28 protein-coding genes are annotated in these 24,428 nt (G+C 67.0%); 24 read left to right on the top strand and 4 right to left on the bottom strand.

Going from position 1 to position 24,428, the window contains the following annotated elements:
• The first annotated feature begins 11 nt into the window (after positions 1–11).
• On the top strand, positions 12–1,502 hold the full coding sequence (locus tag ACOGXE_RS15905; RefSeq protein WP_419931863.1) for a 2-oxo acid dehydrogenase subunit E2: 1,491 nt from the start codon (positions 12–14) through the stop codon (positions 1,500–1,502).
• On the opposite strand, the gene ACOGXE_RS15910 is transcribed toward ACOGXE_RS15905, so the two are convergent.
• Positions 1,499–2,653 (bottom strand): acyl-CoA dehydrogenase family protein, encoded by a 1,155-nt coding sequence (locus ACOGXE_RS15910; RefSeq protein WP_419933542.1) that lies wholly within the window; start codon positions 2,651–2,653, stop codon positions 1,499–1,501. The genes ACOGXE_RS15905 and ACOGXE_RS15910 overlap by 4 nt on opposite strands.
• A gap of 28 nt (positions 2,654–2,681) precedes the next feature.
• The gene (locus ACOGXE_RS15915) at positions 2,682–3,212 is read right to left on the bottom strand and encodes a VOC family protein (protein WP_419931864.1); all 531 of its coding nucleotides are present in this window, start codon (positions 3,210–3,212) and stop codon (positions 2,682–2,684) included.
• Positions 3,213–3,280: 68 nt separating this feature from the next.
• Here ACOGXE_RS15915 and thrH point away from each other — a divergent pair, with 68 nt between their 5' ends.
• The 10 genes from thrH (at position 3,281) to ACOGXE_RS15965 (ending at position 10,260) form a co-directional block, all read left to right on the top strand.
• On the top strand, positions 3,281–3,925 hold the full coding sequence (gene thrH / locus ACOGXE_RS15920; protein WP_419931865.1) for a bifunctional phosphoserine phosphatase/homoserine phosphotransferase ThrH: 645 nt from the start codon (positions 3,281–3,283) through the stop codon (positions 3,923–3,925).
• Positions 3,926–4,037: 112 nt separating this feature from the next.
• Positions 4,038–4,520, top strand: coding sequence for a peroxiredoxin (locus ACOGXE_RS15925; RefSeq protein ID WP_419931866.1), 483 nt, complete (start codon positions 4,038–4,040; stop codon positions 4,518–4,520).
• A gap of 55 nt (positions 4,521–4,575) precedes the next feature.
• Entirely contained in the window at positions 4,576–5,541 is a 966-nt protein-coding gene (locus tag ACOGXE_RS15930) for an ROK family protein (protein ID WP_419931867.1), read from the top strand.
• Positions 5,538–6,995 carry a D-alanyl-D-alanine carboxypeptidase/D-alanyl-D-alanine-endopeptidase gene (gene dacB, locus ACOGXE_RS15935; RefSeq protein ID WP_419931868.1) on the top strand — a complete coding sequence of 486 codons (1,458 nt, stop codon included), beginning with the start codon at positions 5,538–5,540 and terminating at the stop codon, positions 6,993–6,995. Before ACOGXE_RS15930 ends, dacB begins: the two co-directional genes overlap by 4 nt.
• Positions 6,982–7,629, top strand: a complete 648-nt coding sequence (locus ACOGXE_RS15940; protein WP_419931869.1) for an LON peptidase substrate-binding domain-containing protein — start codon at positions 6,982–6,984, stop codon at positions 7,627–7,629. The genes dacB and ACOGXE_RS15940 overlap by 14 nt, the downstream gene beginning before the upstream one ends.
• A gap of 12 nt (positions 7,630–7,641) precedes the next feature.
• Positions 7,642–8,031, top strand: a complete 390-nt coding sequence (locus ACOGXE_RS15945; protein WP_419931870.1) for a hypothetical protein — start codon at positions 7,642–7,644, stop codon at positions 8,029–8,031.
• On the top strand, positions 8,024–8,269 hold the full coding sequence (locus ACOGXE_RS15950) for a hypothetical protein (protein WP_419931871.1): 246 nt from the start codon (positions 8,024–8,026) through the stop codon (positions 8,267–8,269). The genes ACOGXE_RS15945 and ACOGXE_RS15950 overlap by 8 nt, the downstream gene beginning before the upstream one ends.
• Positions 8,270–8,295: 26 nt before the next feature.
• Positions 8,296–8,547 carry a hypothetical protein gene (locus ACOGXE_RS15955; protein WP_419931872.1) on the top strand — a complete coding sequence of 84 codons (252 nt, stop codon included), beginning with the start codon at positions 8,296–8,298 and terminating at the stop codon, positions 8,545–8,547.
• A complete protein-coding gene (locus ACOGXE_RS15960; RefSeq protein WP_419931873.1) occupies positions 8,544–9,335 on the top strand; it encodes a tRNA (adenine-N1)-methyltransferase in 792 nt (263 codons plus the stop codon). The genes ACOGXE_RS15955 and ACOGXE_RS15960 overlap by 4 nt, the downstream gene beginning before the upstream one ends.
• Before the next feature lie 70 nt (positions 9,336–9,405).
• Positions 9,406–10,260: a S1 family peptidase gene (locus tag ACOGXE_RS15965; protein ID WP_419931874.1), complete on the top strand. Its 855-nt coding sequence runs from the start codon at positions 9,406–9,408 to the stop codon at positions 10,258–10,260.
• Between the two features lie 147 nt (positions 10,261–10,407).
• Here the strand turns inward: ACOGXE_RS15965 and ACOGXE_RS15970 are convergent, their stop codons facing one another.
• Positions 10,408–10,641 (bottom strand): ferredoxin, encoded by a 234-nt coding sequence (locus ACOGXE_RS15970; protein WP_323671282.1) that lies wholly within the window; start codon positions 10,639–10,641, stop codon positions 10,408–10,410.
• 173 nt (positions 10,642–10,814) lie between these two features.
• Between ACOGXE_RS15970 and arc the strand changes: the two genes are divergently transcribed.
• From arc to lepB, 8 genes are all read left to right on the top strand, one after another.
• Positions 10,815–12,578 carry a proteasome ATPase gene (arc, locus tag ACOGXE_RS15975; RefSeq protein WP_419931875.1) on the top strand — a complete coding sequence of 588 codons (1,764 nt, stop codon included), beginning with the start codon at positions 10,815–10,817 and terminating at the stop codon, positions 12,576–12,578.
• A gap of 11 nt (positions 12,579–12,589) precedes the next feature.
• The gene (dop, locus tag ACOGXE_RS15980; RefSeq protein WP_419931876.1) at positions 12,590–14,098 is read left to right on the top strand and encodes a depupylase/deamidase Dop; all 1,509 of its coding nucleotides are present in this window, start codon (positions 12,590–12,592) and stop codon (positions 14,096–14,098) included.
• A gap of 85 nt (positions 14,099–14,183) precedes the next feature.
• Positions 14,184–14,375, top strand: a complete 192-nt coding sequence (locus tag ACOGXE_RS15985; protein ID WP_419853425.1) for a ubiquitin-like protein Pup — start codon at positions 14,184–14,186, stop codon at positions 14,373–14,375.
• Positions 14,376–14,380: 5 nt separating this feature from the next.
• A complete protein-coding gene (gene prcB / locus ACOGXE_RS15990; RefSeq protein WP_419933543.1) occupies positions 14,381–15,223 on the top strand; it encodes a proteasome subunit beta in 843 nt (280 codons plus the stop codon).
• A complete protein-coding gene (gene prcA / locus ACOGXE_RS15995; RefSeq protein WP_419931877.1) occupies positions 15,220–15,963 on the top strand; it encodes a proteasome subunit alpha in 744 nt (247 codons plus the stop codon). Before prcB ends, prcA begins: the two co-directional genes overlap by 4 nt.
• Positions 15,964–15,994: 31 nt before the next feature.
• Positions 15,995–17,353 carry a Pup--protein ligase gene (gene pafA, locus ACOGXE_RS16000; RefSeq protein WP_419931878.1) on the top strand — a complete coding sequence of 453 codons (1,359 nt, stop codon included), beginning with the start codon at positions 15,995–15,997 and terminating at the stop codon, positions 17,351–17,353.
• Positions 17,354–17,405: 52 nt separating this feature from the next.
• Entirely contained in the window at positions 17,406–18,449 is a 1,044-nt protein-coding gene (locus tag ACOGXE_RS16005) for a DUF3866 family protein (RefSeq protein ID WP_419931879.1), read from the top strand.
• Positions 18,446–19,138 (top strand): signal peptidase I, encoded by a 693-nt coding sequence (gene lepB, locus ACOGXE_RS16010; protein ID WP_419931880.1) that lies wholly within the window; start codon positions 18,446–18,448, stop codon positions 19,136–19,138. The genes ACOGXE_RS16005 and lepB overlap by 4 nt, the downstream gene beginning before the upstream one ends.
• Positions 19,139–19,140: 2 nt before the next feature.
• On the opposite strand, the gene ACOGXE_RS16015 is transcribed toward lepB, so the two are convergent.
• Complete coding sequence (locus ACOGXE_RS16015) at positions 19,141–19,869, bottom strand: glycerophosphodiester phosphodiesterase (RefSeq protein ID WP_419931881.1); 729 nt, start codon at positions 19,867–19,869, stop codon at positions 19,141–19,143.
• A gap of 18 nt (positions 19,870–19,887) precedes the next feature.
• On the opposite strand from ACOGXE_RS16015, the gene ACOGXE_RS16020 reads away from it, so the two are divergent.
• Genes ACOGXE_RS16020 through ACOGXE_RS16040 form a run of 5 tightly spaced genes read left to right on the top strand, consistent with a single transcriptional unit; the run spans position 19,888 to position 24,385 of the window.
• On the top strand, positions 19,888–20,157 hold the full coding sequence (locus ACOGXE_RS16020) for a hypothetical protein (RefSeq protein WP_419931882.1): 270 nt from the start codon (positions 19,888–19,890) through the stop codon (positions 20,155–20,157).
• Between the two features lie 16 nt (positions 20,158–20,173).
• Positions 20,174–20,485: a Sec-independent protein translocase subunit TatA/TatB gene (locus ACOGXE_RS16025; RefSeq protein ID WP_419931883.1), complete on the top strand. Its 312-nt coding sequence runs from the start codon at positions 20,174–20,176 to the stop codon at positions 20,483–20,485.
• A complete protein-coding gene (gene tatC, locus ACOGXE_RS16030) occupies positions 20,482–21,327 on the top strand; it encodes a twin-arginine translocase subunit TatC (protein WP_419931884.1) in 846 nt (281 codons plus the stop codon). Before ACOGXE_RS16025 ends, tatC begins: the two co-directional genes overlap by 4 nt.
• A 41-nt stretch (positions 21,328–21,368) precedes the next feature.
• Positions 21,369–23,759: a DEAD/DEAH box helicase gene (locus ACOGXE_RS16035; RefSeq protein ID WP_419931885.1), complete on the top strand. Its 2,391-nt coding sequence runs from the start codon at positions 21,369–21,371 to the stop codon at positions 23,757–23,759.
• Positions 23,756–24,385: a hypothetical protein gene (locus ACOGXE_RS16040; protein ID WP_419931886.1), complete on the top strand. Its 630-nt coding sequence runs from the start codon at positions 23,756–23,758 to the stop codon at positions 24,383–24,385. The genes ACOGXE_RS16035 and ACOGXE_RS16040 overlap by 4 nt, the downstream gene beginning before the upstream one ends.
• Positions 24,386–24,428 lie beyond the last annotated feature (43 nt).

Consider the following 24,428-nt stretch of genomic DNA (forward strand, 5'->3'; position numbering starts at 1 on the left):
AGGGGACATCGATGGCCACCGAGTTTGCGATGCCGAAGCTGGGCCTGACGATGGAGTCGGGGACGATTCTGCGGTGGCTGGTTCCGGACGGTGCCGAAGTCACCGCAGGGCAGGCCGTGCTGCTGGTGGAGACAGACAAGGTCGAGACCGAGATCGAGGCCTCGGGCAGCGGGATGCTGGCTCAGACCGGTGAGGTAGGCGAGGAGTACGCCTGCGGGGTTCGGATCGGCTGGTTTCTGGGGGCCGGTGAGACACCGCCGGCTCTCGAGTCGGCGCCGGCCGCGGCGCCCGCGCCCGCAGCAGCCGGTCTGGCTTCTCGACCGTCGCCGCAGCCAGCTCCGGCGGCGCCGGCTCGTGCGCCCGGCGAGCGCATTCTGGCGTCACCGGCAGCCAAGCGGCTGGCCCGCGAACTCGGCGTCGAGCTTGCTGCGGTTGCCGGGACCGGTCCCAACGGCCGCATCACCGACCGTGATGTGCGAGCGGCGAGTGAGGCTCCGGCAGCATCGCAACCGGCGCAGCCGGCTGCTGGATCCCGCCTAGCTGCACACCGACCGGATACATCGATGGCGCCGCCGGCGACTTTCGCAGCGCGCCAGCTCGCTGACCTGCTCGGCGCGGACCTCGGTGCCGTGCACGCCAGCGCTGCAGACGGGCGCATTTCGCGGGCGGACGTGGCCGCCTACGTCAGGAAACTGCTGTCCAGCCTGACCTCCGCGTCCGAGAGGGCCGAGCCCCCGAGCCAGGCGGCGGATGCGACTCCGGGACCGGCCTCGGCCCCGCTCACACAGACGCCGACCGAGCAGATTCCGCTGCGAGGGATGCGGGGCGTGATCGCTGAACGCATGAGCGCCTCCCTTCATTCGATGGCGCAGCTGACGCTCACGATGGACGTTGACATGAGCGCTGTGGTGGCGGAACGGGCGGCACTTGTCGAGGCTGCTCGCGGGGGCGACGCTGGCGACGGCGCTCGGGCATCAGAATCGGTGCGAGCAGAGGTGCCGGGCTACACCGACTATGTGGTGGCGGCGGCCGCTGCGGCGCTGCACGCCTATCCACGGGTGAACTCCCAGGTCACCGACGATGCCGTTGCGCTCTTGGGTGACATTCACATCGGGCTCGCCGTCGCGCTCGACGATGGGTTGCTCGTGCCGGTTGTGCGCAACGCTGACCGTCTCAGCCTCGGCGAGATCGCAGCCGAGACCACCCGCCTTGCCGAGGGCGCACGTAACGGCTCGCTCGGTTATGACGACTACCAGGACGGCACGTTCACGGTGACCGCGCTGGGCATGTTCGGCGTGGACGCATTCACGCCGATCATCAACTCGCCGAACACCGCGATCTTGGGCGTGGGCCGCATCCGCGACGAGACCGTCTGGACAGACGATGTGCCGGCAGCTCGCCCGGTACTGACCCTCTCGCTGACCTGGGATCACCGGGCCTTCGACGGCGCGCCTGCTGCCCGTTTCGCCGGTGCGGTACGGGACTGGCTGGAGTCGCGCTAGCTGTCGACGTAGCTGCGCTTGGCAACCTCTTCGAGCATGACTTCAGTGGCGCCGCCGCCGATCGGCAGGATGCGGGCGTCGCGGTACATGCGCTCGATGGTCGACTCGCGCATGTAGCCGAGGCCGCCGTGGAACTGCACGCAGTCGTACATGACCTGGTTGACGACCTCGGCGCCGAAGGCTTTGACGCCTGACATCTCCTTGGTGGCATCGATGCCCTGCTCGGCCAGCCAGGCAGCGTGGTACATGGAGGCGCGGGCGGCATCGACCTTGGCCTGATTCATGGCCATGCGTTGGCGGATGGCGCCGAGCTCGTAGAGCGAGCCGCCGAACGCCTTGCGCTGCTGGGTGTAGGCGTTGGTGAGATCGATCGCGACCTGCGCGGCGCCGATGCCCATGCCCACGATGACCATCCGCTCGTTCTGGAAGTTGGCCATGGCGGCATAGAAGCCCCGGTGCACCTCGCCGAGCAGGTGATCGCCGGGAAGCCACACGTCAGTCAGCACGAGTTCAGCGGTGTCCGAGCAGCGCCAGCCGTGCTTGTCCAGCCTGTTGGCGACTTCGAACCCTTCCGCGCTGGTCGGAACCAGGAACATGGAGATTCCGTAGCGGTCATCGGGATTTGTGCGCGCTGCCAGTGCGATCACGTCGCCGTAGACAGCACCGGTAATGAACGTCTTGGTGCCGTTGAGACGCCACCCGTCTCCGTCGGGCACCGCGGTCGTGCGCAGTCCCGCCACGTCGGATCCCGCATCGGGCTCGGTCACGCCGATGCACATCATGGTGTCGCCGGACTGGATCGACGGCAGCCAGCGTTCGAGCTGCGCGTCAGAACCTGCGTTGAGCAGGTGCGGCAGCGCCATGTCGGTGTGCACCAAGATGTTCGCCTCGAAGCCTGCGTAGGTGGAAGTGCCGAGCGCTTCGGCGAACGTCGCAGACGCAAGCGGTCCGAGGCCCAGCCCGCCCCACCGTTCGGGCACCCGCAGCGAGAACATCCCGAGCTCGCCCATGCGCTTGTAGATCTCGCGAGGCACTTGGCCGGCCTCTTCCCAGGCATCGCCCAGCGGCGTGACCTCGTTGGCGACGAAGGCGACCGTCTGGTCATAGATCGCCTGCAGCTCGTCGGTCATGTAGACGTTGCGATGGACCATCGTGCTCACCAGATGCCTTCGAGGGGTGTCAAGCAGCTGGTGCAGAACCCTGCTGCACTAGCTCCGCGAGCGGATCGCCGCGGCGGAATCGCTCAAGCAGCACGTCGGCGTCGAACAGCACACCGATGGGGTTCTCCGCGAACACCGGCCCATTCATGAACTCGATGCATTCAGCCATCGTGGCGAAGTTCTCGACTTGGAACTCCACTCCGTTGCCGTCGGGATCGGCGTAGTACATGGAGGTAGTCGGGCCGTGGTTGATGGTGCGCACCGGCAGGATGCCCTCGGCCCGCAGCCGCTCGTAGTGGTCCATGAGGTCGCCGAAGCTGCCCATGGTGTATGCGATGTGCTCCAGGGTGCCGCTGCGCGACTCGTAGCGGCCAGGCTGACCGCGGTTGACGAATGCCATCCGATGGTGCTCGTCGTCATAGGAGATGAAGCAGATGAACTCGTTCTCGTGGACGACCCGCGCATCCAGCACCGTGCACCACCAGTCGCGCACTGCCCCGATGTCATCGGTGCGAAACACGCAATGAGCCATCTTTGTGGGCTTCGGCATGGTGAGCCTCCTCGTCGTTGACCCTAGTGGCGTGGGTGATTATCCGTTGCGTGCGAGAATCGGCGCTCGTGCAGAGGCTCATTGCGTTGGACATGGAAGGCGTCCTGACGCCGGAGATCTGGATAGCGGTGGCTGAGCGCACCGGCATTGACGAGCTGCGGCGCACGACCCGTGACGAACCGGACTACGACGCACTCATGCGGTACCGGATCGACGTGCTCAACGCCCATGACGTGTCGCTCGATCAGATCCGCGACGTGATCGCCGGGCTGCCCCTGCTGGACGGTGCGCGGGAGTTCCTCGACGAGCTCCGGCGGCGTTGGGTGGTGGTGCTGCTGTCGGACACGTTCGAGCAGTTCGACGATCACTTCCTGGAGCTGATGGACTACCCGCATCTGCTGTGCCACCGGCTCGACGTGATCGACGGCCGCCTGGCCGGGTGGCGGCGTCGGGCGGACGACGCCAAACGGCGCGCCGTGGAGGCGTACCGCTCGCTGAACTACCACGTGACCGCGGTCGGCGACTCCTACAACGATCTCACGATGCTGAGGGCAGCCGACGTGGCGAGCCTGTTCCGCTGCCCTCAGGCGGTGGCCGAGGCGAATCCGGACCTGCCCTCGGCCTCCACCTACGCCGACCTGCTGCGCTGGATCGAGAGCGTGCGGGTGCCGGCTGCGGATGGTGACGACGGCACCCGACCGCCGCCGCCCTGAACAGGGCCGCCCAGAGCAGGATCGCCCGGAGCAGATCAGAGCGCAAACCAGCGGCGCGGATACGCTGCGAGCCACATGTTCCATACACCGAGAACAGGGACGGAGCGAACCAATGGCGATTGAGGTCGGTGACCAGATTCCCGATGTGACACTGCGAGTACTGGACGAGGGCGGCATGCCGGCGCCGGTCCAGTCCAGTGCGATGCTGGGCAGCGGCAAGGTGGTGCTCTTCGGCGTGCCGGGCGCCTTCACCCCGGGGTGCAGCAACGTCCATTTGCCGGGATACGTCGAAGGCGCAGCCGAGCTGGCGGGCAAGGGCGTCGACAAGATCGTCTGCGTCTCGGTGAACGACGCCTGGACGATGGGCGCGTGGGCGCAGGCGCAGGGCGCAGAAGGCATCGAGATGGCCGCCGACGGCAACGGCGAGTTCGCCGAGGCCATGGGTCTCGTCATGGACGGCTCGGGCTTCGGGTTGGGCATGAGGTCGCGTCGGTACGCCGCGGTGATCACCGACGGCACCGTGACAGCGCTCGAGGTCGAGGAAGGCGGCGGCGTCGACGTCTCGAGCTGCTCGTCGATCCTGGGAAAGCTCTGATCCAAGACAGACACATGTGGGACTGCGGCGCCCTCGAGCGGGTGTCGCAGCGTCGATGGCAGCCGACGCGCCGGACGGCGACCACGCTGCCGGCGCAGTGACCTCGGAATTGCATCTCGGATTCGACGTCGGCGGCACGAAGATCTTCGGCGTGGCCACCGATGTCGACGGCGAGCTGCAGCGGACCCTGCGCGAGCCGACGCCCCACGGCGCCGAGCCGCTGCTGGACGCGCTCGCCGACATGGTGGCGCAACTCGGCAGCGACGCGGACGTGGTCTCGGTCGGTGTCGGGATGGCTGGCCTGATCACCACCGACGGCCGCGTGACGGTCTCGCCCAACGTCGTCGGCGTCGACGGCGCAGACATCGGATCGGGTCTCAGCGAGATGGTGGGCCTGCCCGTGTTCCTGGACAATGAGGTGAACTGCGCCGCCCGGTGGGAGCTGGCCTCAGGGGCAGCGCGCGGCATCCGCGACGGCGTCATGGTGTCGCTCGGCACCGGCATCGGCGGCGCGTTCATGCTGGACGGCGAAGTGTTACGGGGCTCGGGAGGGCTCGCGGGAGAGCCCGGGCACATGATCGTCGAGGCCGGCGGCCGCGAGTGCGCGTGCGGGCGTCAGGGATGCTGGGAGATGTACGCATCCGGTTCCGCGCTGGACCGGATGGCTGCCGAACGGCTCGGCCATGACGCAAGCGGCCCAGCGGCCACCGCCGCAGCGCGTCGGGGAGACCCGCCGGCACTCGAAGTGCTGGATGAGTTCGCCTACTGGCTGGCGCTTGGCATCTCGAATCTGTGCATCCTGACCGATCCTGAAATGGTGGTGATCGGCGGCGGCCTCAGCGAAGACTGGGACCTCCTGGCGCAACCCACCGAAGCGCATCTGGCTGCGCTGCTCATCGGCCGCTCGCCGACGTCCCGCCCGAGAATCGTGCCCTCTCAAGCAGGCGAGCTCTCCGCGGCACTCGGCGCTGCGCAGGGGCACAGCAATGCCTTCGACGACGGCTCTTCCCGGGTGACGTGAGACCCCTGCGCACGGCGGTGCTGGCGTTGCTGACCGCAGCGGCAGGTCTGCTGCCCACCGTGGCGGCCGTGCGCATGAATTCATCAGCCGCCGATGCTCAGGACTACGCGGCGTCTCTGCGCACTCCCGTGTTGGCACCAGTGCCCGATGACGCCGCCGGAACGGCACCGGGGCCGTCGACGTCGCCACTGCTGCGTGCCGAGCGCGCCCCCAGCGCGCTGTGGCGGGCGGCGCAGCAGCACCACATCGGCAACGAGATGGCAGCGTTCAGCTCCGATTGGCCTCAGCCGCACTGCCTCGCGGTCTGGATCGACGGCATCGAGGTGTACTCCAGCAGCGCCGAGCCTGTGATCCCGGCGTCGGTGCAAAAGCTCATCACTGCGGCGGCGGCGCTGGCGGTTGTTGACCCCGACGAACGCCTCGTCACACGGGTACTGACCGATGCCGAGATCGTCGACGGCGTTCTCGATGGCACGGTATGGGTTGTAGGGGGCGGCGATCCGCTGATCATGACCCAGTCCTACGCAGATTCGCATCGACGCCAGCCGCAGCTGCGCACGGCGATGGAAGACCTCGCCGACGACCTCGTTGGGCTTGGCATCGAGACGCTGAGAGGCAACCTCATTGCCGACGAATCTCGCTACGACACGACGCGATTCCCCGAGACGTGGCCGCAGCGCTACATCACCCAGCTCAACAGCGGCCCGCTGTCCGCTTTGAACCTGAACGACGGCATCACCGGCTTCACCACCACGCTGTCTGCGGCCGAGCACCCGGCGCGCTGGTTTGTCTCCACGCTCGCGGATCTGCTGCGGGTGCGAGGTGTCTCCGTGGAAGTCGAGATCGATGTGTCAGCGGCGCCGAGCGGCATGACCGAGATCGCCCGTCTCACATCGCCCCCGCTGGTGGAGATCATCCAGCAGATGCTGCGCGAGAGCGACAACACCACTGCGGAGCTGATGCTGCGTGAGATCGGCTTGCGCAGTGCGGGAGAGGGATCCACGCCGGCGGGGGCTGCCGCCGCAGAGCGAATCGTGTCGGACTTGCTGCCCGAGCAGGCCCGGCCCGCGGTGGTGGACGGTTCGGGCTTGGATCGTCAGAACATGGCCACGTGCAGTTTTCTTGCAGCGCTGCTGGACCACTTCGGTGCTGAGGGTGCCTTTGCGGCGGGCCTGCCCGTTGCAGCACGCTCGGGGACGCTCTCGCACCGGTTCGCGGAGCATCCTGCAGCGGGCCGACTGCATGCCAAGACCGGTCTGCTGACCGGCGTGAATGCTCTTGCCGGGTTCATCGAAACCGACAGCGGGACGGTGACGTTCGCTCAGCTGTTGAACGGTGTGCCGCCCGAAGGCCGCTTGGGACTGGAGCTGCAGGAGTCATTGGCCGGCCAGCTTCTGCGGTACCCGGTGGGGGACGCCGCCGCCCTGCGAGCATTGACCCGTGCCCCCGCCTGAGATCCGGCCCATGTTCCCGCTCGGGTCGCCGCTGCTGCCTGGGGCTGCACTGCCGTTGCACATCTTCGAGCCCCGGTACCGGGAGTTGGCTCGACGGTGCACTGGCGACGATGAGCCGTTCGGCGTCGTGATGATCGAACGTGGCAGCGAGGTGGGCGGCGGCGATGTGCGCGCCGGTGTGGGTTGCCTGGCCGTCATCGCCCAATACCGGGAACTGCCTGATGGACGCTGGGTGATGCTCGCCACTGGCGATCGTCGGATCCGAGTAGTCGAGTGGCTACAGGACGATCCCTATCCGCGGGCGTTGACCGCTGACTGGCCCGACGATCCCGCCGAGATCCCCGCCCGCGAGCGCACGGCGATGGTGGCTCGGCTGCGCCGCTTGCGCGCACGTGCGTCGGAGATCGGGGCGATGGGAGCTACCGCGGCCGAATCGGCTGCCATCGACGATCAGCTCGCGCAGCTCGCCATGGCAACGGTTGAGGCATCCGCATGGTCGTTCCAGCTGGCATCGCTGGTGCCCGCCGGGCCGTTCGATCGCCACAGCATGCTGTGTGCGCCCGATCCTGCCCGCCGGCTGGGCGTGATCTCCGAGGTGCTGGACGGCGTGGAAGAACTGCTGGGCGAACGGTAGCGTCAGTTGACTGTGCCTCGACGAGATTCCGGCCTGCGAGCAGAGATTGCCGAATTGGTGGGCATGCTGCGGTCCTACTTCGTACAGGAGACGGTTGGTCCGCTGCGCGGCCTCGGCAGGTACGTGCTGTTCGGCCTCATCGGCGCCGTCGGCGTGAGCCTGGGAGTCGTGTTCGCAGCGCTGGCCCTGGTGCGCGTCCTGCAGACCGAAACGAGCGTCTTCAACGCGAACTGGTCGTTTGTCCCGCACTTGGCCGGCGCTGCATTCCTGCTGCTGGCCATAGCCGCGCTGATTCGCGCCATCCGGCCCAGGCACACCCGTGCTGAGCACGACAGTGCAACAGCACCAGAGCGGGACTCGCGCGAGAGCGTCAACGATGCAGCGGGGGATGAGGATGACTGAGAGCGGCAAGAGCTCGGCAGCGGCATCGGGCAGCGACCCGCATCGCATCACACCGTCGGACATCTCCGAGCGAGTGCGGCAGATCATCGGCGGAGCCGGCGATGCAGCCGAGCAGGTGTCCAGTGCTGCTGTGGCCGTAGCCGCCGCCGTCGGCACTGGCCTCGTGCTGGCAGCGTTCCTGTTCGGCCGCCGCCGGGGTCGGCGCCGGAGCACGCTGGTTGAAATCGTCCGGGTATAGGCCCTCGGCGCGCGGTGGGTATGAACGTGGCGGCGAAAGTCTGGTTCGTAAGGCTGCGGGCCCGCGCTGTGGAAGCCCTGTGGCGGCGGGCACGGACAGGCAATGGCGTATGGCTGGCTGCGGCAATCGTCGCGAGCGGGCTGCGGCTGCTGGCTCGATGGTCCAAGCGCGAACGCGAACTGGTCTACCGCGGCGAGCTTGCACCGGGTGAGCAGCTCATGATCCGCCACGTGCCACCGGGCCAGGGCGACGGCCATGCCGTGACGGAGGGGGCGTGAGCCCAACCGGCGAGCTGCAGGCCGGCGAGCCGGTGCTGATGATCGACCGTCGACAACGCCGGTATCTCGTGACGCTGCGCAGCGGCGGCGAATTCCACACGCATGCAGGAGTCGTGCAGCACGATCAGATCATCGGCTCGATTGAAGGGGCCGAGTTCCGCACGGGCTCGGGAGCGCGCTTCGTCGCGATGCGTCCGACGCTGGCCGACCACGTGCTGAAGATGCCCCGTGGCGCGCAGGTGATCTATCCCAAGGATCTCGGCGCGATCTGGATGCTGGCCGACGTTCGCGCCGGCATGTCCGTCTTCGAAACCGGTGTGGGCTCGGGCGCCTTGTCGGCGACGTTGCTGCGCAGCGGCGCCACGGTCACCGGCTATGAGCTGCGAGAGGACTTTGCCGAGCGAGCCCTGCAGAACGTCGAGAGCATCGCGGGGGTCGAAGCGCTGGGTCGCTATGACGTTCAACTCCGTGACGCCTACGAATCCGTCGATCCGCCCCAGCGCAACTCGTGCTACGACCGGGCCGTGCTCGACATACCCGAACCCTGGCGTGTGACGGCACACCTGCCGGGCCCGCTGCGGCGCGGCGGGATCCTGGTGGCCTACAACCCGTCGGTGACCCAGGTGCAGCAACTGCGTCGGGCGCTCGAGGACGGACCGTGGGCGCTCACCGAGACCATCGAGGTCATGCACCGAAGCTGGCACGTCAAGGGTGCCTCCGTGCGGCCGGATCATCGCATGGTGGCCCACACCGGCTTCCTGACGAGTGCCAGGCTCGTCGGATCGTGAGCGGCAGCGAGACTGGGGAGATGTTCACCGCGCTGGGGAAGCGGATCCCCTACGAGCGAGTGATCGACGCGTGACACGAACCGCCACAGTGCAGCCATTGCTGACGCTGTGCGCGGTGGCGCTGGTCGTCGCCCTAGGCGGCTGCTCGCCAGACCCAGACGATGCCGGGTGGACAGGTGAGCAACTTGAGCCTGTGTCCTCTATCGACCGCACCGAAGGTCCGCTGTGGCTGGGAGCGCCCCCGACAGAGTTCGCGATAGCTGATGAGGTGCTCGCCGAGGCCGCTCGCGGAGTGGTGCCATTGCGAGCGATCGGCTGCGGAGCTGTGTCGAATGCCACAGCCTTTGCCGTCGCGCCAGGCCTGCTGGTGGGGGCTGCTCACGTCATCTCCGGGGCCTCGAGGGTCGAGATCGATGTGGCTGTCCACCATGCGGGCACTGCTATGGCACGCCCAGTAGACGTGGTCGGTTACTCCGAAGAACGGGATCTCGCTTTGCTTCGGACTGACGCTCCGGTGTCTGCGCTGAATCTTGATCGCGCTCGACTGGGAGCGACAGCGGCAGTGCTGGGCTATCCCGAAGGCGCTGCACTTGAGGTCTCGCCTGCCCGCATCGAGCATTACGTGAGCGCGAGGGGGCTGTGGGGCGACGGCACGCGACGCAGGGTGTACCTCTTGGCGGCCGACGTGCGCGCCGGACAGTCCGGCGCTCCCCTCATTGATCAGCAGGGAAACGTGGTCGGTGTTGCCTTCGGCAGGGTGCGAGGCCCCTCAGGCATCGGATTCGCGTTCAGCCGCGACGATCTGCTGAGCTTCCTCGTCTCGTCGGGAATCGATGCCCGGATCGACCATCTGGGTCGCACCGTGGTCAGCGCGGCATCTGCTGAGCTGCGCCAGGTGCCGAATGGAGCGTGCGCGCGGCCTTGAGGCTTACGCCTCGATCTGTGCTTGTCGCTTCACCGAGGCTTACGCCTCGATCTGTGCTTGTCGCTTCACCGAGGCTTACGCCTCGATCTGTGCCTGTCGCTTCACCGAGGCTTACGCCTCGATCTGTGCCTGTCGCTTCACCGAGGCTTACGCCTCGATGAAGATGCACTCCCCGGGGCATTCTTCGGCGGATTCGATCACTGCGTCGAGCTGCGAGTCGGGAAACTCTGCAAGCCCTTCGACACCGCCCGGTTCGGCGAAGACCTTGTCGCCTTCTTTCACGTAGGCAAGCCCATCGTCGAGAAGCGTGAAGACGTCGGGTGCGATCTCTTCGCAGAGCCCGTCACCGGTGCACAGATCCTGATCGATCCAGACCTTCATCGTGTCACGACCCTTCTTCTGGGACGGCCCGAGGGGGCAACCGAGCCAATTATGAAATCTACCGAGTCGGCGCGCGTCCTGCACGGCACTCACCGGCACGCTTCGACGGCAGGGCTGGCAACCGAGCCTCGCGTCGCGACTTGCCAGCAGTGTCAGGGTAGTGTCGGCCGCGCATGGACCAAGGCGATGAGGAGACTCAGCGCAGCAGCGCAGCGGATGCCGGAGCGCTCCGCAGCCGTATGCGCGCGCTCGAAGAGGAGGTCGCGCTCCTCCGGCGCAAGCTGGCTGACACCCCGGCACGAGTCAGCACGCTCGAAGAACGCCTGCTGGAGGCGAAGGGTCAGTTGTCCGCTGCGGTTTCGCAGAACGAGAAGCTGACCTACACCTTGCGCGAGGCGCGCGAGCACATCGCCGCGTTGCGAGAAGAAGTGGACAAGCTGACCCAGCCTCCTTCCGCGTACGGCACGTTCCTGTCGCGCAACGACGACGGCACGGCCGATGTGCATGCCAGCGGGCGCAAGATGCGCGTCGCGCTGCACCCCGACCTGGCCGAGACCGAGCTGGTCGAGGGCAGCGAGGTGGTGCTGAACGAGTCGTACAACATCGTGCTGGCTCGTGGGCCCGAGACGTCCGGCGAGGTGGTGACGCTGAACGAGGTGCTCGAAGACGGCTTCCGCGCACTGGTCACCGGCCGCGCCGATGAGGAACGCATCGTCGAGCTCGCCGGCGACTTGCGGGACCAGCCGCTGCGTTCGGGCGACAACCTGCTGCTCGATGTCCGTTCCAACATCGTGCTGGAACGCCTGCCGAGGCCTGAGGTGGACGATCTGCTGCTGGAGGAGGTGCCTGACGTCACCTATGAAGACATCGGCGGTCTGGACACCCAGATCGAGCTCATCACCGATGCGGTGGAGCTGCCGTACCTGCACCAGGATTTGTTCCGCACCTATGACCTGCCGGCACCCAAGGGCATCCTGCTCTACGGGCCGCCCGGATGCGGCAAGACGCTGATCGCCAAGGCGGTCGCCAATTCGCTGGCGGCCAAGGTCGGGGAGGTGTCAGGTCAGCAGGGAGCACGCAGTTTCTTCATCAACATCAAGGGCCCCGAGCTGCTGAACAAGTACGTGGGTGAGACCGAGCGGCAGATCCGGCGCATCTTCGAGCGAGCGAGAGAGAAAGCATCCGAAGGCTGGCCGGTGATCGTCTTCTTCGACGAGATGGAATCGTTGTTCCGCACCCGCGGCAGCGGCATCAGCTCCGACATGGAATCCACGGTGGTCCCGCAGCTGCTCGCGGAGATCGACGGCGTCGAGGGCCTGCGCAACGTCATCGTGATCGGCGCCTCCAACCGGGAAGACCTCATCGACCCGGCAATCCTGCGTCCCGGACGCCTCGACGTGAAGATCAAGATCAACCGGCCCGATGAGCAGGCAGCGCTGTCGATCTTCAACACCTATCTCACGCCGAGGCTGCCGATCGACCCGATGGAGGTGGCCGATCTGGGCGGCGGAGACCCCCACAAGGCCGTGCGGATCATGATCGAGCGCACCGTGGACGAGATGTACCGCCCTGACGATCTCAATCGCTTTCTTGAAGTGACCTACCAGAACGGCGACAAGGAAGTCATGTACTTCAAGGACTTCGCGTCCGGGGCCATGATCGAGAACATCGTGCGCCGGGCCAAGAAGAACGCCATCAAGCGCTCGCTCGCCACCGGCAGCAGCGGCATCCGGCTCGATGATCTCATGGGCTCGATCCGCCAGGAGTTCCGCGAGCACGAGGATCTGCCCAACACGACGAATCCCGATGACTGGGCGAAGATCTCTGGGAAGAAGGGTGAGCGGATCGTCTTCATCCGCACCTTGGTCGACCCCGACGACAGCGATGCGCTCGGCGGCCGGGCCATCGAACGGGTCCAGACCAGCCAGTACCTCTAGAGTCCGGGGCGGTGGCGGTACACAAAGTCGTTGGCATCGAGACCGAGTTCGGCATCATCCATCGCTGCGACGGCGACTCCAATCCCGTCGCGGCGTCGTCGATGATCATCAACGCCTACGTCAACGGGTTCCTGTGCCAGCGGGTCAGCTGGGATTTCGAGGACGAGCAGCCCGGCGCGGATGCGAGGGGCTTCAACGAGTTCGACGCGCTGGCTCCCGAGATCGAAACGCACCTCGTCAATGCCGTGCTGACCAACGGCGCTCGCTACTACGTCGACCACGCGCACCCTGAACTGTCGACGCCGGAGTGCTCGGACGCGCGCCAGTGCGTGGTCTATGACCGAGCGGCAGAAGAGATCCTGATCCGCTCCATGCAGGCTGCGAACAACCTCCTGCCGGATGACGAAGAACTGGTCATCCACAAGAACAACAGCGACGGCAAAGGCAACAGCTACGGCTGCCACGAGAATTACCTGCTGGACCGCGATGTGCCCTTTGGCCGGGTGGTGACTCACATACTGCCGTTCTTCGTGACCCGCCAGATCTTCTGCGGGGCGGGCAAGCTCGGCATCGAAGTCCCGATGAGCGACCGGTCCCCGGCGCCGTTCGCGGACAGGCCGTTCCAGATCAGCCAGCGCGCCGACTTCTTCGAGGAAGAGGTCGGGCTGGAAACCACCCTCAAGCGGCCCATCGTCAACACCCGCGATGAACCGCACGCTGACACGCGCAAGTACCGGCGCCTGCACGTGATCATCGGCGACGCCAACATGAGCGAGGTCCAGACCTATCTCAAGCTGGGCACGACATCGCTGGTGCTGGCGATGATCGACGACGACTTCGTGCCCGAGCCCCTCACGCCGATGGTGCCGGTCGCTGCACTGCGCCAGGTGAGCTTCGACACTGGCTTGGCGGGCCTGATCGAGCTGGTCGACGGCCGGCACATGCGAGCCATCGAGATCCAGTGGGAATACTTGGATCTGGCCCGCAAATATGCGCAAAGCCATGGCCTGGAGCCCGTGGGCGGCGACGACATCGGCAATGACATCCTGGATCGCTGGGAAGCTGTGCTTGCCATGCTGGAATCGGATCCAATGAGCCTCGCGGCGCAGTTGGACTGGGTTGCCAAGCTGCGCCTGTACGAGGGTTTCGCCGAGCGGCACGACCTCGACTGGGATGATCCGAAGCTGGCCGCCCTGGATCTCCAGTATCACGACCTGCGGCCGTCGAAGTCACTGGCGCGGCGAATCGGCCTTGAACGGATAACGACCGACGACGAGGTGAACGAGGCGGTGTCTGTGCCACCGTCCACGACACGCGCATACTTCCGCGGCCGCTGCCTCGACAAGTTCGGGGACGAGATCGTGGCCGCCAACTGGGATTCGATGGTGTTCGACATCGGAACCGATCCGCTGCGCCGCGTACCGATGCTCGAGCCCCTGCGAGGAACCCGGACGCACGTGGGTAACTTGTTGGACGAGTGCCGCGACGCAGCTGAGCTGCTGCGCCGGCTGGGCAACTAACTGTCCCCTCCGCCTCGACCGCAGGCGGCAAACGGAACTCTCACTCATTCGAGACCCAAGCAATCAACACCGGAGGAGGCCCGAGATGGCAGAACGCGAACAGATGCGACGGTCGGCTCCGAGGGAGACCGAGAGCCCCGCGCCGCAGGACACCTCGTCGGAAGGAGCGACCGAGCTGAAAGCCGAGCTCGACGACCTGCTCGACGAGATTGACGACGTGCTCGAGACCAACGCCGAGGAGTTCGTGAAGAACTACGTGCAGAAGGGCGGCGAGTGACCCCCATGCCTTTCTTCGCCCCAGGGGACGACCCCGGGGCGAGCTTCCTCGAATTGCTGCGGCGCACGGGCGGCGAGCCATTTGCCGGGTTCGCGCAGGCCTCCGCCGAGGGCGGACTCGGTTCGGTTGAGGGTTCGCACGCCACCACGGTGCTTGCTGTGCGGAGTTCCGACGGGGTGGTCGTCGCCGGCGACCGGCGGGCCACCAGTGGCCATCTCATCAGTCATCGCGACATGCGCAAGGTGTTTCCCGCCGACTCCTATTCGGCGGTTGCCATCGCCGGTGCCGCAGGTCCAGCGGTGCAGATGGTTCGCATCTTCCAGCTGCAGCTGGAGTACTACGAGAAGATCGAAGGCAAGCCGCTGAGCCTGGAGGGCAAGGCGAATCAGCTGGCCGAGATGCTGCGGGCACACCTGCCCCAGGCGATGCGCGGCCTTCCGGTGGTGCCCATCTTCGCCGGGTTCGACCCCGTCGACGGGCGTGGCCGGCTGTTCCAGTACGACGTGACCGGGGGTCGCTACGAGGAACAGGATTACGCCACGGCCGGCTCGGGCAGCCTGCACGCTGGGACGGTCCTGAAGCTCGGCTTCCGCGACGACTTGGGTGAGCCAGAGGCGCTTGCGCTCAGCGTGCAGGCGCTGTGGCATGCCGCCGACGAAGACAGTGCCACCGGTGGACCCGATCCGGTGCGGGGCATCTACCCGGTGCTTGCGGCGATCGGGAGCGATGGCTTCCGCCAGCTCAGCGATGCCGAATCGGGGGAAGTCTTCGCTGCGCTGCAAGCCGATCTTGCCGGCGGCGGGAGCGGGGGAGCGGCCACGGCGCGTTCGGGCGAGGTACCGCGATGAGCATGCCCGGGATGTACGTCAGTCCCGAACAGCTCATGCAGGACCGGGCGGACTATGCCCGCAAGGGCATCGCCCGGGGACGGTCGCTGGTGACGCTCGAATACGGCGGCGGGATCGCTCTGGTAGCGGAGAACGCCAGCGCGACGTTGCGCAAGGTGTCGGAGATCTACGACCGGATCGCATTCGGCGGCGTCGGCCGGTACATCGAGTTCGACCAGTTGCGCATCGCAGGTGTCCGTCACGCCGAGCTGAAGGGCTACCAGTACTCGCGATCAGACGTGGAGGCTCGCAGCCTCGCCAACCAGTACGCGCAGATGCTCGGGCAGTTCTTCACCCACGAGCTCAAGCCGCTCGAGGTCGAGATCGTGGTCGTAGAGGTGGGGCTCGGCGACGAGGCCAACCAGCTCTACCGGATCCAGTACGACGGGACCGTCATGGACGAGGAGGCGTACTGCTGCATCGGCGGCGAAGCCGACGCCGTGCGAGAGCGGGTCGCAGACGGCTATGACCCCGAGCTGGATGCCGATGCTGCGATCCGGCTGGCCTGCGCAGCCCTGGCAGGACCCGAGCGCGAGATCGCAGCACCCGATCTCGAGGTAGCCCTGCTGGAGTCGAACGCCGGGGAGACAACCCATCGTCGCCGTTGCTTCCGCCGTCTGGATGACGCCGAGGTGGAACTCGCCTTGGGCGACGGCGCAGCGCCGGAGGCTGACGAAGGGGCCGATCAGGACGATTCCTGATCCATCCGGATTCGGCAGTACGGTGAGCGCCGTGCAGCGGCGCATCATGGGTCTCGAGAACGAGTACGGGGTCACCTGCACGCTGCGGGGGCAACGGCGCCTCAGCCCTGACGAGGTGGCGCGCTACCTGTTCCGCCGCGTGGTGTCGTGGGGACGGTCCAGCAACGTCTTCCTCGCAAACGGGGCGCGCCTGTACCTCGACGTCGGCAGTCACCCTGAATACGCCACACCTGAATGCGATTCCGTCTACGACGTGGTGTGTCACGACCGGGCGGGTGAGCGGATTCTCGAACAGCTCGTGGCCAGCGCAACAGAACGGCTGGCCGAGGAGGCATTCAACGGCACGATCTTCCTGTTCAAGAACAACACCGACTCGGCCGGCAACAGCTACGGCTGCCACGAGAACTACCTGACCAGCCGAGCTGACGACTTCTCGAACTACGCCGAGGTGCTGATCCCGTTCCTGGTGACACGGCAGATCTACGCCGGAGCGGGCAAAGTGCTCAACACCGCCAAGGGTGCTCGCTATTGCATCACCCAGCGGGCGGAGCACATCTGGGAGAGCGTGTCGAGCGCCACCACCCGCAGCCGCCCGATCATCAACACCCGCGACGAACCGCACGCCGACGCCGAGCGCTTCCGGCGACTGCACGTCATTGTCGGCGACTCGAACATGAGCGAATACACGTCGTTCCTCAAGATCGGTGCGGCCGCGCTCATGCTGCGCATGCTCGAAGACCCCGAGGTCGTGCTGCGCGACATGACGCTGGAGAACCCGATCCGGGCGATCCGCGAGATCAGCCACGACATCACTTGCCGACGCAAGGTGCGTCTCGCCAACGGGCGCGAAGCAAGCGCATTTGACATCCAAGCCGAATACTTGGAACGGGCCCTGCGCTTCGCCGAGACGAATGACCTCACTGCGGAGGAGTTGCGTGCGCTGCAGATGTGGGAGCACGTCATGACAGCGATCGGCGACGATCCGCTGCAGCTTGACCGCGAGGTGGACTGGGTCATCAAGCACAAGCTGCTCACGGGCTATGCCGACCGAGAGGGGGTCGGCTTCGACGACCCTCATATCGCCCTGCTCGATCTGCAATACCACCACGTTCATTCGACGCGCGGGGTATTCCATGTGATGCAGCGGCGCGGCATGGTCGAGCGAGTGCTCGACGACGCCGATGTGCGCCGGGCCACCGAGGAAGCGCCGCAGACGACCAGGGCCCGGCTGCGTGGGGCTTTCGTCCGTGAGGCCAAGGCGCGGCGCCGTGATTACACCGTGGATTGGGTGCATCTGAAGCTCAACGATCAAGCACAGCGGACCGTGCTGTGCAAGGACCCCTTCCGTTCCCACGACGAACGCGTCGACAAGCTGATCGAGTCGCTGTGATGGATGCAGGCGTCCGCGTGAATCTGCGTCACGCAGCCGGCTGAGGGCGGGAATGCCGCGCTTCGCGCGCCTGCGAGCCACTGAGGTGCGCGAGGTACGACCCGGCCTGCAGCGCATGACCCTTGACGACGGCAGTGAGGCCTATGCAGTCACCGATCTGTGCGGTCCCATAACGCTCGGTGATGAACTGCTGGTGAACACTGCGGCGCTCGATCTGGGTCTCGGTACGGGGGGAGCGCACGCAGTCCACACGAATCTCAGTGCGCCCCACCTCGGTGCTTCGCACCCGGCTCGGGTCATGAAGGCCCGCTACCTGTCCGAACAGATCGGCGTCGAGGCGGTCGAGGAAGCGGTGTCGAACGCCGACGGCGCGGGCGTCCCGGGCGATCTTCCGTCGCTGGCCGGCGTCCGTGCGGTGCTGTGCGTGCTGCACAGCCACGCACTAGCACTGGCGGCGGCGGTTCGCGAAGCCACGGGCATCGCGCCGGGCTACGTCATGACTGACGGTGGTGCGCTGCCGTTCGTGCTCAGCGATCTCGCCGCGGTGTGCTTGGAGCGGGGCGTCATCGCCACGGCGGTCAGCACCGGGCAGGCGTTCGGGGCGCCGATGGAGGCAGTCACGGTTGCGTCCGGGGTAGCCGCTATGGCCCAGCGTCACATCAACCGTGTCGTCATCGCAGCGGGGCCAGGCCATCTGGGTACGGCAAGCCCGCTGGGCTTTTCGGGGCTGGACTTGGCGGGTCACGCTGCCGTGCTCGATGGCCTCGGTGCAGCGACGGCACTAGCCGTGCGAGCGTCATCTGACGATCAGCGGGAACGGCACCGCGGGGTCAGCCATCACAGCCGGACGGTTGCGGCACTGTCGCCGCGGAGCACCGTCGTGCCAGTGCCCGCCAGCATGGCAGCGGAACCCAGCGATGCCTCCTGGATCGCCTCCTTGGGCGAACGGACGGTCACGGTGGAACCGGTCCCCGTGGCGGATGCTCTTATTCGAATGAACCTGCAGGTCACGTCGATGGGACGTCCACTGGAGCGAGACGGCCGAGCCTGCGGCTGGCTCGGTGCGGCGGCGGCGTGGCTTGCGGCGACGCCATGAGCATTCCTGACGGACCTGATGGCGGCGACGCTGGCGAGCCGGTGAGCGGTCATGGTGAGCCCGATGGCGAAGAACTCGATGAGGTTCTGAACCAGCCATACGGTCCCGCTCCCGACCGCACGCTACGAGGGGGCCGTCGACCGCCACGCGTCCGGCGGATCTTGAGCCGGCGGGCGCGCAGCCTGCTGTCGTGGGCGTGGGTGCTGGCGGCTGCCGTGCTGCTGGCACTGCTGATGAGGACCTTCCTCATCGCCGCGTTCTACATCCCTTCCGAGTCGATGGAACCGGTGCTCGAGATCGGGGATCGTCTGCTGGTCTCCAAGCTCAGCTACCGCATCGGCGATCCCGAGCCCGGCGACGTGGTCGTGTTCCGGACCCCGCCTTCGATGCAGCCGTCGCAGACCGCAGAGCTCATCAAGCGAGTGGTTGCGGTCGGCGGCCAGCAGGTCCAGGCAGTGAACGGCAGGCTCGTCATCGACGGGTCGCCGGTAGACGAGCACTACCTGTCCACCGATGTGTACACGCGCGACTTCGGCCCGGTGCTGGTGCCCGCCGGCTACGTCTTCGTCATGGGTGACAACCGCCGCTCCAGTCAGGACAGCCGCGTCTTCGGCGCCGTCCCGGAAAGCGAGATCGTCGGCAGAGCATTTGCGCGATTCTGGCCGCCGACGCGCCTCGGCGGTCTGTAGATCTAGGTCGATCGGGCCGGTGCGCTCGACGAGGCGACACCGGCCAGCAAGCGGTCGACATGGTCGCCGTACAGGCCGTCGAGACCCATGTCGCGCAGCGCAGCCGCCAGGCGAGTGTGCTGGACGTCCCATGCGAAGCAGAGCCGCTCGAAGCGATGAAAAAGCGCCGCGAGGCCGCCGGTCCAGTCCTTTGCCGGCAGGTTGACAGCGTCGATGCCGGCATCGCCCATCGCTGCAGCACGACGCTCGGGCCCTTCCTTCATGCGTCGCACCCGGGTGGAGTCGACGATGCGCGCGCTCGTGCGGCCGCGCAGGCCCCTCAGCAGGTCCCAGTCGCCGTGGCAGATCCACAAGCGTTCCTCGGCCCCTGCGTTGCGAGCGGCGCCGATGACCGCGTCAGCGGCCGCAGGATCCTTGAGATCAATGGAGAGCTCGAAGTCGGTGCCGCATACGTCGTACATCTCGTCCAGGGCGGGGATATCGGGACCGATGCGCTCGCGCGGCAACGAACTGAACGCACGGCGCACGCCCCGGTGCCAGGCGATGCCGTCATGATCCAGCATGGGATGACCGTCGCGGCTCAACCAGACGTCGGTCTCCAGGCCGGTCGCGCCCATCTCCAAGGCCAGGGCGAAGGTCTCGAGGGCGTTGTCGGCACCATGTGCCCGCCCGCCGCGGTGCGCGAAGACGATCGGAGGCGTGCGCAGTGAAGGCAACGGCTGCGGGGGCACACCCCTATCGTGCCACCTGTGCCCATGATGTGGCTGTTGCCGATTACTGCCTTGGGCGTGCTTGCCGCTGTCAGCATTGTCATGATTCGACGCTTGGCGATGGAGTTGCGGGCAACAGCGCAGAGCTTGGCATCCATCGCCGACGCAGCGGCAGTGGTGCGCGCCGACGTCTTGCGGACCCGTGCTGCCATCGACAGCTTGGATGTGCCGTCGCTGCGTCAAGCCACGGCCGAGCGGGCGCTCGGCATGGCGGTGCGATGGGCCGCTCGCCGGGTGCTGCCCTTCTGAGTTCTACCATCGAGCCGTGAGCCTGCAGCCCAACGAGGTGCTGATCATCGTGCTCGTGGCACTGATCGTGCTGGGCCCTCAGCGGCTGCCGGGCGCCATCCGAGGCATCGGCCGGGCCTTCCGGCAGGTACGCGACTTCTCCACGACGGTTCGCCAGGAGATGGACGCCACGATCTCCCCCCCGAAGGTCGAACCAGCGTCGCCGCCGGCCCGGCCGGCATCAGAGGGTCCAGCCGCCGGGGCCGATGAAGGCATCGAGAGCGAGCCGGCGCAGCCAGGTGATGAGAAGCCGGCGAGCGATGGCGTGACCAGCGACGGCGCTGCGTGAGGCTCCGGTGGCGCCGCCGGCCCCGGCCGGCAGTGATGGGTTTCTGGGATCACGTCGCCGAGCTGCGGAATCGGCTCATCTGGAGCATCGTGGCCATCGGGCTCGGCATGGTCGTCGGGCTCATCGTCTATGACTGGCTGCTCCGGGAGGTGTTCCTGCCGCCCTACTGCAGCGTGCTGACGACCCAGGAGATCGACCGGCCCTGCAGCCTGGTGATCACCACGCCGCTGGAGGGATTCCGTACGCGGATCAAAGTGTCGGCCTATCTCGGTGTGGTGCTGGCGATGCCGGTGCTGCTGTGGCACCTGTGGCGGTTCATCACCCCGGCGCTGGACCGCCGGGAGAAACGTTGGGCCATCCCGTTCGTAGCCGTGGGCTTCGTGCTCTTCGCGGCTGGCGCCGTGCTGGCCTACTTCACCTTCGAACGGGCGCTCGACTTCTTGATCGCCGTCAGCGGTGATGCCGTCGATCCGCTGCTCGGGCCCGGTTCGTACCTGGGACTGGTGACCTTCATGATGCTGGCTTTCGGCATCGGGTTCGAATTCCCGATCGTGTTGATTTTCGCCCAGCTTGCTGGGATCGTCACCCCGCGGCAGCTGAACCGCGCTCGCCGCTACGCCATTGTCGGCATCGTTGCCGGCGCCGCGATCATCACGCCGTCAGGAGACCCGGTCACGCTCGCTGCGCTGTCGGTGCCCCTGTACGTGTTCTATGAGCTGTCTATTTTGGTCGGGTTCCTGATCCTGCGGCGCCGCAGCGGCGAACCTCCGCTGAGGCGCCGATTCCGCCGGCCACCGGGAGATGGCGAACGGACTCCCGCACCGGCCGAGCCGACGCTGTGAGCAGTGCAGCCAATCGCTCGAGCGGCGCAGGCACGCGGGCGATGCCGTTGCTGCTCACAGAGCTCGTGGCTGCGCGGGGCATCTCGCCGGATGCCTTTCAGATCGAAGCGTTTGCCGCATTGGATCGGGGCGAGTCGGTGCTGGTCGCCGCGCCGACATCGTCGGGCAAGACGCTCGTTGCGGAGTACGGCATCGCAGCCACGCTCGAGGCCGGCAAGCGGGCGGCGTACACCGCGCCCACCAAGGCGCTGTCGAACCAGAAGCTGCGCGAGTTGCGCTCCTGGCTGGGAGCCGAGCGAGTCGGTCTGCTCACCGGCGACAACGTGATCTGCCCTGACGCCGATGTGGTGGTCATGACCACCGAAGTGCTGCGCAACATGATGTACGCCGGCTCGCCCCACATCGCGCAGTTCGGCTTGGCAGTGCTGGACGAGGTCCATTACCTGCAGGACCCGTACCGGGGAGCGGTATGGGAAGAGGTCATCATCAGCACGCCGCCGCATATGCGGCTGGTATGCCTGTCGGCCACGGTCAGCAACGCCTCTGAGCTCGCATCGTGGATCGAGGCCACCGCTGGAGGGTGCACGCCAGTGGTGTGCTCGCAACGGCCCGTGCCCTTGGAGGATCGATTCCTGCTCTACGAGCGGCACAGCCGTCGCTTGATGGACCTGCCGACGCTGCGGGACGGCCGCCCGAATCCCGAGATCGAGCGGCTGGTCATGCAAGCACGCTCCCGTTCCGGTGCCCAGCGCCGCCATCGTCGAGCGGGCATTCGGCCTGCTCGACCGCGGCGCTCGGAGATTGTTGAGCATCTCGCCGCCACCGCGAGACTGCCAGCGATCGTGTTCGTGTTCTCGCGCCAGGGCTGCGACGACGCAGCCCAGGCGCTGACGGGGGAGGGGGCGGCGTTTCTGGATGCCGCTCAGCAGCATCAGGTGCGCCAGATCGCGGCGGCACACACAGCCGATCTGGAGCGTGGCGACCTGGACGCGCTCGGCTACGACGAGTGGCTGGATCGGCTCACAGCCGGCGTCGCGGCTCACCACGCAGGCCTGATACCGGCATTCAAGGAAGCAATCGAGGAGTGTTTCTCAGCCGGACTGCTGGCGGTGGTGTTTGCAACCGAGACGCTCGCGGTCGGCGTGAATATGCCTGCCCGATCTGTGGTGATCTCCCAGCTCAGCCGCTTCCGGGGCGAGGGCTTCGCGCTGCTCACGCCGGGGGAATACACGCAGCTCACCGGCCGCGCAGGCCGCCGCGGCATCGACGAGGCGGGGTACGCCTACACGCTGTGGGATCCCCAGACGGCCTTCGGCGAGTCCGCTCGATTGGCGGCGAGCAACGAATTCGAGCTGGAGTCCTCGTTCCGGCCGACGTACAACATGGTCGCCAACCTCGTCGCGAGCCGTACACGCGACGAGGCCGTCGAGTTGCTGCAGCGTTCATTTGCCCAGTGGCGGGCTGATCGCCGCGTCGGCGAGTGGACCAGGGAGCTGGAAGTCGAACGCCAGGCATTGCGTGAGGCCCGAGCGCGACTGAGGTCGATGGGAGGCGGCCGTCGACGCTCGCAGCAGCATGCATCGGGGCGCGGGCGATCACGGCATTCGGGCCGGCACCGGCACGCCCATTCCGCAGATCGACGCAGTGCCCGGGCGCTCGTCGATGCGGAGCGGCATGCCGAGCGCGTGGGGGTGCGAGTGAGCCGTCTGAAGGACCGGATCAAGCTCGCGAAGGGCGGATTGGCGCGTCAGCTCGATGCCACCAACGAGGTGCTGAACGTCTTCGGCTGCGCAGACGGCTGGTCGCTGACACCGACAGGCGAGTGCCTGAGAGCTGTTTTTCATGAGTGCGACCTGCTGACCGTGCTCTGCCTGCGAGATGGGGTGTTCGACGCTGTGGCGCCCGCGCCCTTGGCCGGTCTGGTGTCTGTTCTGACCTACGAACATCGCAGCAGCCAGCCGCCGCCTGCGCCCCGCTATCCCGACAGCGACGCCCGCGAGCGGGCGACCCGCATTCTCGAACTGGCGGCACAGATCAATCGCATCGAGCGACGGCACAGCGTGGTTGCCTCGCGCGCTCCCGATGCGTCGTTCTTCTCGGTGGCCCACGCCTGGGCGGACGGAGCGATGTATAGCGACCTGTGGCAGGGCGACGCACGAGGCGACCAGACGCTTGCTGGGGGCGATTTCGTCCGCCAGATGAGACAGCTCATCGATCTCGTCGACCGGGTCGCCGAGGTAGCCCCCCAGCAGGGCACACGGCGCGCCGCAAGGGATGCCCGCGTGGCCCTCGATCGCGGTGTCGTTTCCGCGGCGGCCCGTGTCTCTGACTCCGGAGTCGCCGGCAGCGGCGTCGGAGGTGCTCCTGCCGCAGCGCCCGGAGACAGTTTCGTCTCGCAGCCGGTCGTGACGCGTACTCGCAGGCTCTCGTGACAGTACGACGCAATCAGTCATGGGGAGCCGCAGCGAGGCTGCCCGAAACGGCGCCCATTGCCGGCAGCAATGCCGAATTGCGTCAGCTGGTCACCCACCAGCGCGCGGGCGACGTGCCGCCGATGCCGATCGGCGTGATTGGGGGCGACCTGTGGCATGTGGTGGGCGCACCATCGGGGGGCGCAGCTCGATTGCGTTCCGAACAGGCCCGAACGGCTCCCATCGATCTCATCGAAGTCACGGCTGATGGCGAGACGCACTGGGCATGCATCGGGGCTGTCGCGCGCAACTCCTGGTGGCACGGACCAGTGATTGCGGCAATGAACGCCGAGATGCTCGGGAGGTGGCGTCTGGCGCCCGCAGCCCATCCCAACGACGGGCGCGTGCACGTGCTCAGTACGGGCGTGGGCCAGTCCGGGCTGGGCGTGGCCCAACGGGTGCTGGCCCGCCGGCGGCTGCGTTCGGGCGCGCACCTGCCGCATCCGGCCATCGCAGTACGGCGTGTCGAGAGCTGGGAGCATCGATTCGATCGGCCGCTCGGACTGTGGCTCGACGGCGAGCGAGCCGGCAGATGCCGGGAGCTGGCCTGCACGATCCGGCCGGATGCTGCGCTGGTCGTGTTCTGAGCAGACTGGGTTCGACCAAGTCTCTTGACATCCGCTCGCCGCC

Origin of the sequence: Candidatus Poriferisodalis sp., assembly GCF_965208555.1 — a bacterium.
Taxonomy (GTDB): Bacteria; Actinomycetota; Acidimicrobiia; order Acidimicrobiales; family Poriferisodalaceae; genus Poriferisodalis.

Coding starts and splice junctions, on each gene's coding strand:
- ACOGXE_RS15905 (WP_419931863.1), top strand. CDS start 12: ATGGCCACCGAGTTTGCGATGCCGAAGCTGGGCCTGACGATGGAGTCG.
- ACOGXE_RS15910 (WP_419933542.1), bottom strand. CDS start 2,653: ATGGTCCATCGCAACGTCTACATGACCGACGAGCTGCAGGCGATCTAT.
- ACOGXE_RS15915 (WP_419931864.1), bottom strand. CDS start 3,212: ATGCCGAAGCCCACAAAGATGGCTCATTGCGTGTTTCGCACCGATGAC.
- ACOGXE_RS15925 (WP_419931866.1), top strand. CDS start 4,038: ATGGCGATTGAGGTCGGTGACCAGATTCCCGATGTGACACTGCGAGTA.
- ACOGXE_RS15930 (WP_419931867.1), top strand. CDS start 4,576: ATGGCAGCCGACGCGCCGGACGGCGACCACGCTGCCGGCGCAGTGACC.
- ACOGXE_RS15950 (WP_419931871.1), top strand. CDS start 8,024: ATGACTGAGAGCGGCAAGAGCTCGGCAGCGGCATCGGGCAGCGACCCG.
- ACOGXE_RS15970 (WP_323671282.1), bottom strand. CDS start 10,641: ATGAAGGTCTGGATCGATCAGGATCTGTGCACCGGTGACGGGCTCTGC.
- arc (WP_419931875.1), top strand. CDS start 10,815: ATGGACCAAGGCGATGAGGAGACTCAGCGCAGCAGCGCAGCGGATGCC.
- ACOGXE_RS15985 (WP_419853425.1), top strand. CDS start 14,184: ATGGCAGAACGCGAACAGATGCGACGGTCGGCTCCGAGGGAGACCGAG.
- prcB (WP_419933543.1), top strand. CDS start 14,381: ATGCCTTTCTTCGCCCCAGGGGACGACCCCGGGGCGAGCTTCCTCGAA.
- prcA (WP_419931877.1), top strand. CDS start 15,220: ATGAGCATGCCCGGGATGTACGTCAGTCCCGAACAGCTCATGCAGGAC.
- ACOGXE_RS16005 (WP_419931879.1), top strand. CDS start 17,406: ATGCCGCGCTTCGCGCGCCTGCGAGCCACTGAGGTGCGCGAGGTACGA.
- lepB (WP_419931880.1), top strand. CDS start 18,446: ATGAGCATTCCTGACGGACCTGATGGCGGCGACGCTGGCGAGCCGGTG.
- ACOGXE_RS16035 (WP_419931885.1), top strand. CDS start 21,369: ATGCCGTTGCTGCTCACAGAGCTCGTGGCTGCGCGGGGCATCTCGCCG.